At 57.8% G+C, this 12,602-nt stretch carries 13 protein-coding genes; 8 read left to right on the top strand and 5 right to left on the bottom strand.

Annotated features, from left to right (window positions below):
- The first annotated feature begins 23 nt into the window (after nucleotides 1-23).
- Together CWI75_RS16100 and CWI75_RS16105 are read left to right on the top strand one after the other, a co-directional pair.
- Nucleotides 24-809 carry an Fpg/Nei family DNA glycosylase gene (locus tag CWI75_RS16100; protein ID WP_101522556.1) on the top strand — a complete coding sequence of 262 codons (786 nt, stop codon included), beginning with the start codon at nucleotides 24-26 and terminating at the stop codon, nucleotides 807-809.
- A gap of 394 nt (nucleotides 810-1,203) precedes the next feature.
- Nucleotides 1,204-1,518, top strand: coding sequence for a hypothetical protein (locus tag CWI75_RS16105; protein ID WP_146003616.1), 315 nt, complete (start codon nucleotides 1,204-1,206; stop codon nucleotides 1,516-1,518).
- A gap of 211 nt (nucleotides 1,519-1,729) precedes the next feature.
- Here the strand turns inward: CWI75_RS16105 and CWI75_RS16110 are convergent, their stop codons facing one another.
- From CWI75_RS16110 to nhaR, 4 genes are all read right to left on the bottom strand, one after another.
- Nucleotides 1,730-2,296 carry an HPF/RaiA family ribosome-associated protein gene (locus tag CWI75_RS16110; RefSeq protein WP_101522558.1) on the bottom strand — a complete coding sequence of 189 codons (567 nt, stop codon included), beginning with the start codon at nucleotides 2,294-2,296 and terminating at the stop codon, nucleotides 1,730-1,732.
- Nucleotides 2,297-2,616: 320 nt separating this feature from the next.
- Nucleotides 2,617-4,245 carry a flavin-containing monooxygenase gene (locus CWI75_RS16115; protein WP_101522559.1) on the bottom strand — a complete coding sequence of 543 codons (1,629 nt, stop codon included), beginning with the start codon at nucleotides 4,243-4,245 and terminating at the stop codon, nucleotides 2,617-2,619.
- A gap of 332 nt (nucleotides 4,246-4,577) precedes the next feature.
- Nucleotides 4,578-5,237: a tellurite resistance TerB family protein gene (locus tag CWI75_RS16125; protein WP_101522561.1), complete on the bottom strand. Its 660-nt coding sequence runs from the start codon at nucleotides 5,235-5,237 to the stop codon at nucleotides 4,578-4,580.
- 94 nt (nucleotides 5,238-5,331) lie between these two features.
- Nucleotides 5,332-6,246 (bottom strand): transcriptional activator NhaR, encoded by a 915-nt coding sequence (gene nhaR, locus CWI75_RS16130; RefSeq protein WP_101522562.1) that lies wholly within the window; start codon nucleotides 6,244-6,246, stop codon nucleotides 5,332-5,334.
- A 162-nt stretch (nucleotides 6,247-6,408) separates the two neighbouring features.
- On the opposite strand from nhaR, the gene CWI75_RS16135 reads away from it, so the two are divergent.
- The 6 genes from CWI75_RS16135 to CWI75_RS16160 all read left to right on the top strand — a co-directional run bounded on the left by CWI75_RS16135 (nucleotide 6,409) and on the right by CWI75_RS16160 (nucleotide 11,319).
- Nucleotides 6,409-7,119, top strand: coding sequence for a carbonic anhydrase family protein (locus tag CWI75_RS16135; RefSeq protein ID WP_101522563.1), 711 nt, complete (start codon nucleotides 6,409-6,411; stop codon nucleotides 7,117-7,119).
- A gap of 120 nt (nucleotides 7,120-7,239) precedes the next feature.
- Nucleotides 7,240-7,452, top strand: a complete 213-nt coding sequence (locus CWI75_RS16140) for a DUF3185 family protein (protein ID WP_101522564.1) — start codon at nucleotides 7,240-7,242, stop codon at nucleotides 7,450-7,452.
- Between the two features lie 166 nt (nucleotides 7,453-7,618).
- On the top strand, nucleotides 7,619-8,308 hold the full coding sequence (locus CWI75_RS16145; RefSeq protein ID WP_101522565.1) for a TetR/AcrR family transcriptional regulator C-terminal domain-containing protein: 690 nt from the start codon (nucleotides 7,619-7,621) through the stop codon (nucleotides 8,306-8,308).
- Between the two features lie 5 nt (nucleotides 8,309-8,313).
- Nucleotides 8,314-9,717 carry a flavin-containing monooxygenase gene (locus tag CWI75_RS16150; RefSeq protein WP_101522566.1) on the top strand — a complete coding sequence of 468 codons (1,404 nt, stop codon included), beginning with the start codon at nucleotides 8,314-8,316 and terminating at the stop codon, nucleotides 9,715-9,717.
- On the top strand, nucleotides 9,714-10,613 hold the full coding sequence (locus CWI75_RS16155) for an alpha/beta hydrolase (protein WP_101522567.1): 900 nt from the start codon (nucleotides 9,714-9,716) through the stop codon (nucleotides 10,611-10,613). Before CWI75_RS16150 ends, CWI75_RS16155 begins: the two co-directional genes overlap by 4 nt.
- Nucleotides 10,614-10,650: 37 nt before the next feature.
- Entirely contained in the window at nucleotides 10,651-11,319 is a 669-nt protein-coding gene (locus CWI75_RS16160; RefSeq protein WP_206604766.1) for an SDR family NAD(P)-dependent oxidoreductase, read from the top strand.
- Between the two features lie 7 nt (nucleotides 11,320-11,326).
- On the opposite strand, the gene CWI75_RS16165 is transcribed toward CWI75_RS16160, so the two are convergent.
- The gene (locus CWI75_RS16165; protein WP_101522569.1) at nucleotides 11,327-12,601 is read right to left on the bottom strand and encodes a serine hydrolase domain-containing protein; all 1,275 of its coding nucleotides are present in this window, start codon (nucleotides 12,599-12,601) and stop codon (nucleotides 11,327-11,329) included.
- Nucleotide 12,602: the final 1 nt, after the last annotated feature.

Below are 12,602 nucleotides of genomic sequence, written 5' to 3' on the forward strand. Positions count from 1 at the left end.
CCGTTCCGGAGCGCTGAACTTATATGCCTGAATTACCAGATGTCGAAGTATACCGGCGGCACGTCAGCGCCACCGCTCTGCACAAGCGCATTGAACACGTACACGTGGAGGACGCTGCAATATTGCATGACACCTCTGCCCAGGGACTGGGACGCGCGCTCCGGCACAAGTCCTTTCGCTCTACTATTCGCCACGGCAAACACTTGTTGGTCGAAGTTAACGAGAAGAAATGGCTGGCCATGCATTTCGGCATGACCGGCGACATAAAATACATCCACCAGCGAGAACAAGCTCCCGATCATACGCGATTGCTGATCAGTTTTGACAATGGTGACCGCCTGGCCTACATCTCGCCGCGCAAGCTGGGACAGATCACCTTCACCGAGTCGCCTGAACAATGGCTGCAACAACAACAGCTCGGGCCCGACGCGATTGCCCTGAGCGAAGCCGATTTCATGGACCGGGCGAAAGACCGACGCGGGAGCGTCAAGTCCTGGCTGATGGATCAAAAGATGATCGCCGGTATCGGCAACGTCTACGCCGACGAAATCCTGTTCCATGCCGGCATTCATCCACGCCAGCCCGTGAACCGCCTCGACCGGGAGACCTGCAAGCGTCTTTACCAGGCCATACGTCCGGTGCTGGAAGGCGCTATTGAAGCCCATGCCGACCCCGAACAGATGCCTTCCGGATGGCTGCTTCCGCACCGCAGCAAGGGTGAACACTGCCCGGCATGTGGAGAGGCCCTCGCTACCACCAAGGTATCCGGTCGCACCGCCTGGTACTGTCCACAGTGCCAGGACAGCTGACCGGCAGGTGTCAGCCATCCTGCCTGCACGGCTGTCGCGATATCGCCCGACTTAAAAACGGCAGATAAAAAGTTCTTTTAGCGACGCGTCATCACATAGCATCCTTCTCCAATCACGCACAATTTTCGGGCGTACGGCAACAATTACCGCCGCTTGGAAGCAGTCTCGCACCAGAGTTGAACATACTAGCGTATCTTCAGTTACAAAATGTAACGGTTTGGTGCGCAGGGCTCCTACCATCGAATCAGTATGTAATTTAAAGCCATATAATTCAGTGGTTTGTAATCATTAATTTCTTCTCTTGAGGGTTGCGCCTGCAAGCATTTATGTGGATATTAGTAACACATTGGGTAACACCAATGCCGTTCACCCACTAACCAACGAGGTCATTACCATGAGAACTCTGCTTGCACTCCCCGCCCTGCTGCTCGCCGCAAATACCTGGGCGAGCTGCCCGAAAGCTTTACCCGAGAACGCGCCAGTCATTCCCGATGGCACCACCGCGACCTATGATCAGGTCTATGACGCACAGGAAGCCGTGCGCGAGTACGTTACTGAAATTGAGACCTACCTTGAGTGTCGCGAAGGCCTGGGCCTGCACTTGATGCTTCATAATCGCGCGGTTCACCTCGCACAAACGGCGGCGAAAGACTTCAATGCCTCCCTCAGCACATTCCGGCAGCGGAAGAATATGCTGGCCAACAACTGAGTGCCGCTAACACTCAGTACCAATTTAGCGAAAGACCGCCGATAACCATAAAAGCGGTCAGTTCCGCTCCATCGCCCCCACCCGGGAAAATCGTGACAGCGACAAATGGCAGGCTCTCTAAAGGTGGTGGCACGCGAAGATTGGAAATCACCACAATTGCTGAAGGCGTTGAAACAGAAGCACAGACTGCCAGTTAATTCCAGGCCACCCTTCAAGCAAGCGGATGATGCTTGCCGACAATATGTACCGTACTCGCCTGGGGACCTTTATCGCCTGGCTGTTCAACAAACCAGACCTCGTCACCCTCTTCCAGCAGATCAAAGTCACCTTCGACCACACTGTTCCGGTGAAAATAGATATCCCCACCCTCTGAACTCAGGATCCGGCCGAAATCCTGGCCCGGCATGATCACGCTGACGATCCCGTGAGGCGGCAGGACGTGAGTCTTGGTGTCGCCTCGCTGTTTACGGGCATAGTCCTGTAGTTGACGCCGTGCCGCCTTGAATGCGTCGCGCGCTGCCACGTAAGGGTCTTCGTGCGCATGATTGTCATGCGGATCACGTTTTACTACCAGTTCCCCTCCGGGCACGGTCAAATCTATCCTGACATGGTAGAGCTGGCCCTTGTGGTGGTGGCTGTGCGGACGTTCAACGACCACCCGCAAAGCCATGATCCGATCATAGAACCGATCCAGCTTCTCCGATTGTTCGCGAATATAAGCCTCAAGGGCCTCGGAACGAGGCACATCGCGAAATGTGATCTGCAGGGGTAGTTTCATAGTATCTCACCAAGGATTGGGATTACTCGGGTAATTACCTGGTGCTATAGGGCTGATACACCGATGGCGCGCTTTGAAGAAAACCATGGTGCATTATTTCTGAAAACATGGCGGCACCTCCTGACGCGGATCAACATCCTGGTTCTTCGGGCCAGTAAAGGGATGTTGACCGATTAAATCTGCGCCCCTTTAGTTTCCGGGCACTTTTTGATGCGTTTGTCGGTTACCCATCCACCATGCAAAAAAACCCCGCACGAAGCGGGGATTAATCAGCGAGCCAAAAGCATGCCGGGCGCGTTTACGCGGGGCATGAGGCGTCTTTAAACGGCAAGCTTCTCGAACTCAAGCTCCGGATAGTCCTGGTTCGCGGATTCGTCCATTTTGTCGTAATAGACGTTGGCACCCCCAAAGTAAATCAGCACGCGCGGTGCCTTGCCTTCGAGGTTGGCACCCATCATCCACGAGTTCACCTTGCCACCCTCTGCCATAAGGGTCTGATCGTGAATTTCCGCGGTATGCGCCGTCCAGGCGTCCTCGGCATCCTGCCGCGGTTTGACCACGTCATAGCCTTCTCTTTCCATCTTCTTGATACAGTTCGTTATCCAGATCACATTCTGCTCAATGGAAGTCGGCAGGTTGGCAAACGGGGCCTGGGGCCCGGTGACCATAAACATGTTAGGGAAATCCGCCACGCAGACACCCATGATCGACTTGGATTCATCCTTCCACTTTTCCGCCAGCGTCTGGCCTTTCGCGCCGCGGATGGGGAAGGCTTCCAACGCACCGGTGTAGGCCTTGAAGCCCGTTGCCAGCACGATGATGTCGAACTCAAATTCATTTTCAGTCGTGCGTACGCCAGTTTCGGTAATCTCGACGATGGGCTCTCGATCCTTGATGTCCACCAGGTGCACATTATCGCGGCTGTAGGCCTCCAGATAACCGTGATCCAGAGGTGGCCGCTTGGCAAACAGAGGGTAATCCTCAAGCTTTGGCACCAGAATTTCGGCAATTTCAGGGTCCTCAATCCGCTCCTTCATCTTGTCGATGATGAACTGTGAGGCCATTCTGTTTGCTTCGGGATCCGCGAGCAGATCGTCGAAGGTCTCGAACACCCAGCGGAAGCTCCCGACCCACTTTTCCTCAAAAATCCGCTGCCGTTCCTCCGGCGAGGTCTCGACCGCCTTGCGGCCATCGGCGGTGTCAAACGCCATGCCAAACACATGATTACGGCACTTGGCGATAATCTCGTCGTAGTTTTCCTTGATCTCCTTTTCCCACTCTGGCGTCATTGGCTTCTGCATCGCGGGCAGGATGAAGTTCGAGGTGCGGTGAAAGACTGTCACACTCTCCGCGGTCTTGCTCATGACAGGGAGCATTTGTACGGTGGTGGCGCCGGCACCGATAATGCCCACACGCTTGCCGGCATAATCGAGGCCTTCCTGCGGCCAGCGCGAGGAGTGGAACAGCGGACCCTTGAAGGTCTCCATGCCCTTGATTTTCGGGATCACGGGTTCCGAAATCATGCCCATGCCACTAATAAAGTATTTGCAGGTAAAGCTGTCCCCGTTACCGGTCGTGACCAGCCAGTGACCAGTGTCCTTCTGGTACTCCGCGCTGGTAATTTCGGTATTCAGCTGGATATGGGGCCACATGTCGCACTTGTCGGCAACGAAACGCATGTAGTCATGGGTCTCCTTCCAGTCGGGGTAACGTGCCGTCCAGGACCATTCCTGCAGGAGTTCCTTGGAAAAGGTCAGGCAGTAATAATAGCTCTCGCTGTCGGTCATGGAGCCCGGGTAGCGATTCCAGGTCCAGGTGCCGCCGACATCAGCCGCCCGGTCAAAGACGCGAATGGACAGGCCTGCCTCGCGTATGTAGTGGATCAGTCCGAGACCGGCGAAGCCAGCCCCAATCGCAATGACATCAAAGTCAGGATGTTGGGTCGTCATAGCTACTTTCCTCATCTTATTAATACGGGCGCCGCCCCCCAGAGGGCTAAACAGTCTCCACTACCGCAATAGTGGCTTTTTGATGGCATGGAGTACATGCGCTGCAGTGTCCTGTGGCATTTCGCAATCGTAATTCTTATCGGGCTCTTTAGCCATGCTGCGAGGGTTCCCGTGACATCTGACGGCGCGGACTCTGATGGGCCGATTCAGGCTCTGCTGGATTTGGAATATAGTATACTTGCTAGCGGCAAACAAGCAAATTGATAAGGGCAGGCATTTTTCCATTGCCGCCCCCTATTCCGGTGCGGCAATGGTACTCAGGAGATGGGGATTCAGGCGAGGGCTTTATGCTCGACTTTAGCGACTTCCTGCTGTAACCGTATAACCAGCCCCTCGGGAAGACCCAGACGAAAAGCCAGCGCATCCAGGTAAAACTCGGCCTCGGTACGCCCTCGATCCACCGCCATCATCGACGAAAGGTACACTTCTGCTGCCAATTCTGGCGAATCCACACGCTCGCAGAGCTCAGCCAGCGACAATGGCGCCTGCAAGGCATCAAACACCAGTGCTTTCTCATCAGCAGCCAGACCCATCTCGCCAACCCGGGCCATAATACGCTGCCGCTCGTCACCATCCATATGACCATCGGCGCACGCGGCGGCAATCATGGCCTGCACCAGGAGCAGCGCCGTCGAGCCCTGCTGGCTATCATCGGTACTGATCGCGAACTGCTGTTTCTTGATTCCCTGCCATACGGGGTCGTTAGTAGACGGCGTCGTTGCCGAAGCCGGGCTTGCATTGCCATCCTGATAACCCCGGTACGCCTTCCATGCGAGGGTACCCAGCGCTGCCACGCCGCCCACCTTCAGTAAGGTTCCCGCGGTCTTGCGCGCTTTCTTGCTGTTCACCAGTGCGCCACCCACTGCGCCACCGGCAAGTCCTCCCAGCACCCCGCTACTGGCGAGATTCGAGACAATCTTGTCAAAATTCATGTGCGGCTCTCCACTAATATTCCCTTCAGTATGAGAGCCGCTCCTGTTTACCACAAAGCGGTTTTTCAGTGTCGGGGGATCGGCTTTCCCGAACTCAAGCGGTCTTGTCTGCCACCGGGAACAGCTGCTCCCGAGCCCGTTCAATGATCTCCAGCACCATGGGCTGCTTCAGTTTGCGCTCCGGCGAGATGGCGAAGTAGGTTTCCTCGACGTTTTCAGCCACACCAACGACACGAGCGCTGTACATGCGCTCAATTTCCCGAGCAATAGCGTAGGGTGCCGGGAACACACCCGCGCCGGCGGCACCGAACATCTTCAGCAGCGCGCTGTCGTCAAACTCGGCCACGACCCGTGGTTCTATGCCCACACGCTCGAACCAGTCGTCCAGTTCCCGACGCATGGCCGATGCATGCACCGGCAGCAACAGGGGCGCTTCCGCCAGTGCTTGCGGAAAGTTCGAGCGGTAACGACTCACCGCAGCAGGCTTGCTGAAAAATGCAATCGCACTACTGCCGAGGGTGTGATTGTAGGCCTTCACATTCATACCCACGGGTATCGGTCGGTCCGAGATTACCAGGTCCAGGCGATGCACGGCGAGATCGCCCAGCAGGCTGTCCAGCCCACCTTCCGTGCACACCAGGCGAACCGGATTCTCGGGGGCAAGTATGGGCTGCAAAACCCGGTAGGCGATCAGCTTGGGGATGGACTTGACGATCCCCACATGCAGCACCCGCGCCCTGGCCTGCCGCCCCTTCACCACACGGCTCAGTTCGGCGCCGAGGGTAAAGATCTCGTCGGCATATTGCTTGACCACACGGCCGGTATCAGACAATACCAGCCCTCGGCCAGCCCGCTGGAAGAGTAATTCCCCCACCGCTTCTTCCAGCAACTTGAGCTGTCCCGAAATCGTCTGGGGGGTAATGTTCAGCACCGCTGAGGCGCGGGCAATACTGCCTTCATTGGCCACCGTCCAGAAATAATGAAGATGGCTATAATTAAGATGTCGCATGGACCGGTCTCACAGCGTATCACTTCGGTTTATACGTACAGTTACCCAACCAGGATCGAATAGACCTTACAATTGTTTGCACTATGCTAACGTATCCTGGACATTATCGGGAAATCATACCGATGCGTCAGACATTCACGGCTACAAACTCTGGAGACTGCAATGAACAGACTATCCCGCACACTAACCGCCGCCCTGTTACTGACATTTGCAACCGCCGCGCCAATGCTGGCCACTGCGGAAACCGCCGCAGTGCAGACCCTGCAAAGCCAGGCGGTGCTCACCCCCGATTCGGCACTGGCCATGCTCAGGGAAGGCAATGAACGCTTCCTGACCGATACCATGATAGAGCGCGACTTCAGCGCTCAGGTCGATGCAACCGCGAGTGGCCAGTATCCGCATTCCATCGTGTTGAGTTGTATCGACTCCCGGGTGCCGCCGGAACTGGTCTTCGACCAGGGCCTGGGCGATATATTCGCACCACGTATTGCCGGTAACTTCGTCGATGAGGAAATACTGGGCAGCATGGAGTTTGCCGCAGCGGTAGCCGGCTCAATGGCGATCGTCGTGCTCGGCCACACCGAATGCGGCGCCGTCAAGGGAGCCTGTGATGATGTCAAACTGGGCAACCTGACCCAGACCCTGGCCCATATCCGCCCCGCGGTGGAGGCCGTTGAAGGTTTCGAGGGCGAGCGCCACAGCAAGAACAGGGCCTTTGTCAGTGCCGTGGCCCATGAAAACGTGCGCCAGACCGTAGACAACATTCTGCAACAGAGCGCCGTACTCAACGAGCTCGTCCAGGACGGCAAGCTGAAAGTGGTTGGCGCCATGTACGACGTGAGTACCGGCAAAGTCACTTTTCTCGAAGGGTAAATTATCCCGCTATGTGAGGGCGACGCCGATCTGCGTGATATATTCCGTAATACTGTACAAGGTGTTCGGCACGGGCTAACGTAGCCCTACCAGTTGGCTCACTAACTCCGGAGACACACCATGAATCAATCACGCATTATCGGTATTGCCCTGCTTGTGGTTGGGGTGGGTCTCATGTATTTCGGATACCAGGCTACAGGTTCTTTGGGCGAGGAAGTTCACGAAACCATAACCGGACGATTCACGGATGAAACCACCTGGTACCTGCTGGGCGGCGGCGCCATGGCGGTAGTTGGTCTGCTGCTCACCCTGTCCGGTGGTCGCGGACGCTGATCGCACCATCTAACCCGGGCTCATCGCCCGGCCTAGAAACAAGGCCGGGAATGCGGAAGCAGCGAAGCACGGTGCAGAGCAAAAACGCCACACACCAAGTACCCCTCTTTCTCTCCCGGACCATTCCAGACTTGATTTCCGAAATCGATTCGGTATTATCATTGGCATGCTCTCCCCCACTCATAATGGCGGCAAGCGCCGCGGTGCCGGTCGCCCCAGACGCCTGACCCTGGAAGCCATCGTCGATGCCGCCTGCGAGCTTGAGCCCAGCGAGCTTGGCATGGCCAGTATTGCCTCGCGTCTCAAGGTCGGCGTTGCCACACTCTACGGTTATGTTGATGGGCGCGAGCACCTGCTGCGCCTGATCGCCGAGCGCAAGGGGCAGATCGAACCCATCGTCGATCGTGGCCAGTCCTGGCAGGCAATCCTGCGCGAGCACGCTGCAAGCCTGTATCAAACAGCCATCGAATGGCCCGAACTGGTCAGCCGGATTATGCAGGGTGGCGTGTTCGGCCAGGAGGAAGCGCTCTATCTTGAGCACCTGGCTGAGCTGCTTTGCGCGCGCGGCTTCTCTCCCGGTCGAGTACTGGATGTTTACTATGGTATCAACCAGGTCATTCTGGGCGCCGTGGTCACCGACACCTACCTGCGTGCTGCCCGTGCCGCAGGGGGGCACGATACCCTGCTGCGCCAGTACCTCACCACGCAACCCGGCGCAGCGCTGCCCAATCTGCGCCAGGCTCTTGAACAAAACCCGACACCGGCAGTGCTGGCCGACTATCAGCAGGCCGCAGAGCGCTTTATCGAACAGTGCCAGCCCGACCAACCTCAACCACCCAACAACCTGACGGAGTGATTAGCATGAGCCAGGGATTTCGCCCCCAGAATAACAATGGCCCGCTGTGCTGCGTGATCGGTGCCGGCCCCAGCGGCATTAGCACCTTGAAGCGGCTGAAGGACCACGGCATACCCTACGACTGCTTTGAGGCATCGGACAACATTGGCGGCAACTGGTACTACCAGAACCCCAACGGCATGTCCGCTTGCTACCAAAGCCTGCATATCGATACTTCCAAATTTCGCATGGGCATGCAGGAGTACCCGGTGCCTGAAAACTGGCCGGATTACCCGCATCACAGTGAAATCTTCGACTACCTCAACGAGTACACCGATCACTTCAACCTGCGCGACAGCATCACCTTCAATACCAGGGTAGAGCTTGCCCATCGTGACGAGGATGGCCACTGGACAGTCACCACCAGTGACGGGGAGACCCGCCGCTACCCGGTGCTGATCGTTGCCAACGGACACCACTGGGATCCCCGGTGGCCCGAGCCTGCCTATCCCGGTGATTTCGCCGGCGACCAGATTCACGCCCATAGTTACAATACCCCCTTTGACCCCATCGACATGCGCGACAAGCGCGTGCTGGTGGTCGGTTCCGGCAACTCCGCCATGGACGTTGCCTCGGAGCTGTCCATGCGCTTCATGGCCAAAACACTGCACATCTCCATGCGCCGGGGAGTCTGGGTATTCCCCAAGTACATCAATGGTACGCCGGGGGATAAGAATATGCTGCCCGCCTGGGTACCACGCTGGTTGCAGCATTGGCTGATGAAGCGGGTGGTGAAAGCCCAGATTGGTGACCCGAAGAACTACGGCCTGCCCCAACCCACCTACCAGCCCTGGGAAGCCCACGGCACCGTATCCGGGGAGTTCCTGCAACGCGCCGGCTCCGGGGACATCAAGGCACGCCCCGGAATTGATCGGCTGGATGGCCACACCGTGCATTTCACCGACGGTTCCAGCGGCGATTTCGACGTTATCGTGTGGTGCACAGGCTACAAGATCAGCTTCCCGTTCTTCGATCAGCCCGAATTCACCGCGGGTGAAGATAATCAGCCACCGCGACTGTTCAAGCGCATGCTTATCCCCGGGGTTCCCAACCTGATCTATATGGGGCTGGCACAGTCACTGCCTACTCTGGTCAATTTTGCCGAGCAGCAGTCGCGCTGGCTGGCACCGTACCTCACCGGCGATTATGCGCCCCCTTCCGAATCCGCGATGCAGCGCATGATCGACGACGACGAGGCTTTTTATCTGCGCGACTACTACCCCAGCCCGCGACACACCATCCAGCTGCACTTCGACCACTATGTCGGCCGCCTGGACAAGGAGATCGCTGCCGGCATCAAGCGGGAAAAAGGCGGACAAGCTGCCGCCGCCCTCCCAGCTGACACCTTGAACCGGGACCAGGCGGCGTGACCGCATTCACCCGCAGCGACCTGGACTTCGACAGCCAGGGCGTCCGTTGCGCCGGCTGGCTGTACCGACCGGAAACCGATAGCCGGCTGCCCGCGGTGGTCATGGCCCATGGATTTACCGCCGTGCGCGACCAGCGCCTGCCCGCCTACGCCGAAGCCTTCGCCGCGGCGGGACTGGTGGTGTTGCTGTTCGACTATCGCCATTTTGGCGACAGCGACGGCGAGCCACGGCAACTACTGAACGTGCGGCGCCAGCTGCAGGACTGGGAAGCGGCGATCGTCACCGTGCGTAAACTGCCCGGAGTTGACCCTGATCGTATTGCGCTGTGGGGTACGTCGTTCGGCGGCGCCCATGCCCAATCCATTGCCGCCGAGGACCATCGCATTGCCGCCGTGGTCGCCCAGGTGCCTTTTTGCCGGACTGAAAAGCCGCAGCAACCGGTACCTTTGGGCAAGACCCTGCGCCTGCTGGGACGCGCCCTGCGCGATGCATTACACGGCGCCCTCGGCCTGTCACCCTGTTATATCCAGGCCATCGGTAACCCGGATGAGTTCGCGGCAATGACGTCCCCCAGGGCGGCTGATGGCATCGCCAGCCTGACCCCGGCGGATTCCCGGTGGCGCAACCGGGTTGCCGCGCGCTTTGTCTTCCAGCTGGCCAACTACAAGCCGGGCAAGCAGGCAGAGTACATCCAGTGCCCAATCCACTACACTATTGCCGAGCAAGACGCGTTCATACGGCCGGAGACTATTCGCGAAGCGGCAGCCCTGGCACCACGCGGGGAAACCCAAAGCTATGACTGCGGACATTTTGGGGTTTATGTGGAACCCTGGTTTGCACGGGTAGTGGCGGATGAAACTGCCTTCCTGGTGCGGGAACTGGGTACAGATCGGTAATTCAAGTATTGCCCACCGTGATAAGAACGAAAGGCGAATGATGAAACGAGGATTGATAATTGGTGACAGTGGCGGCATTGGCGCGGCCCTGTTTTCTGCACTGGAGGCGCGAGGCGTCACGGTGACAGGACTATCACGATCGCGTGACGGGCTTGATATCACCAGTGAGGAATCCGTGGAGCAAAGACTGGGCGCACTTGACGGCGATTATGACCTGATCCTTGTTACCACAGGTGCACTCGAGATCGGGGCGCATGAGCCCGAAAAGAGTCTTCGCAAGCTGACAGCAGAAGCCATGCTGGCTCAGTTTAAGGTTAACACGGTCGGCCCCGCGATGGTGCTGAAGCATGCCGTAAAGCTCTTGCCAAAGGACCGTCGCGCCGTCATTGCGGTGTTGTCGGCGCGGGTCGGGTCAATCGGGGACAATAACCTGGGTGGCTGGTATTCATACCGTACCGCAAAAGCTGCGGTGAACCAGATTATTCATACCACTGCCATTGAACTCGCGCGCAGCCATAAAAACACGATCTGTGTTGCGCTGCATCCCGGCACGGTGCAAACCGAATTCACCCGCAAATATGTAGGCCGCCACCCTTCGGTACCAGCGCCCGAGGCTGCGGATAACCTGCTGTCGGTGATTGATGGCCTGACCACCGCGCAGACCGGTGGATTCTACGATTGGGCTGGTAAGGTTATTCCCTGGTAGCGCACAATTATTTCATCGCCTTCAACACTTCCCGGGTTAAATCCCAGGGGCTGAAACCCTGGCTGCCATAATCCAGGCCACGTCGAACGATGACCAGGTTATGCGAAGGCAGCACCACTGTGTACTGGCCACGATTGCCCTTGCTTGAATAGGCGTCAGTGGAAATATCGCGGCGGCCCTCGGGCACCAGCCACCACTGGCCACCATAGTCACTACCCCGCTCCACACTTGCGGGCGCGGGCGTGCGGGAGAACTCAATCCACTCTTGGGAGACCAGGCGCTCACCATTCCATACCCCGTTATTGAGATACAGCAAACCGAAGCGGGCCAGGTCCCTGGCATTGGTATATACCTGGCTGCTGAAAATAAAATCGCCAAACCGGTCTGTGCTGACCAGCGTATTGCGCATGCCGATTTTGTCCAGTAGCGCCCTGCGCGGAAACTCTGCGTAGGCCGTCTCGCTACCCAGGGCCTGCTTCATCGCATACACGCCGAGTAGCGTGTCATAGTTTTCGTAATCCCACACGCTGCCGGGCTCTCGTATCAGGCCACGACTACGTGCACCGGAGACTGAACTTGCCCCGGCCCAATAGGACAGCCCCGATCCAGTAGCATACTCCATGCCGTTATTGTCGATGGTTTCCAGGCCACTGGACATGTTCAGCACATGCCGGAGCGTGATCCGGTTGCGCGGGTCAGTGTCCGGCGAACCATTTTCCGGCAGCCAGGCAAAACCCAGCGGTTCGTCCAGAGACAGTTTGCCCTCATCCACCAGCATGCCAATCAGCCCCGATGCGATACTCTTGGCGGTGGACCAGGTGCGGGTGCGTGTGGACATGTCTATCCCGGGTGCATACCGCTCGTGGATAATCTTCCCGTTATGCACCACAACCAGGCTCAGCGTGTCCTGTTCCGGGGAGGGACGATTGAATGCCCAGTCCGAGGCGGCCTGCAGTGCGACAGCGTCGATGGTGTCTGGCAAGCCGCTGTTCTCAACAAGGTCACCATCCGGCCAGGGGATTTGCGCCGGGTCCCCGGGCGGCGATGGCAGCATCAATTCGGGCAGCGTGTCGATATCCACCAGCGTCTGGTCGGGGGCAAGAATCACACAGCCGATGCCCTCGCGAAACACCGCGCGCATGACCGGCACATCCCCCGGCGCACCGACTTCCACCGCACGCAGATCCTGGTCAACCCGATAATCACCGCCATCCACAGTGCCAACAGGCTCAGGCAGGAAAGCCAGTTCCTGCCTGAACAATTGTCTATTTTCCTGTGACATT

Source organism: Kineobactrum sediminis, from assembly GCF_002868715.1.
Classification (GTDB): domain Bacteria; phylum Pseudomonadota; class Gammaproteobacteria; order Pseudomonadales; family Halieaceae; genus Kineobactrum; species Kineobactrum sediminis.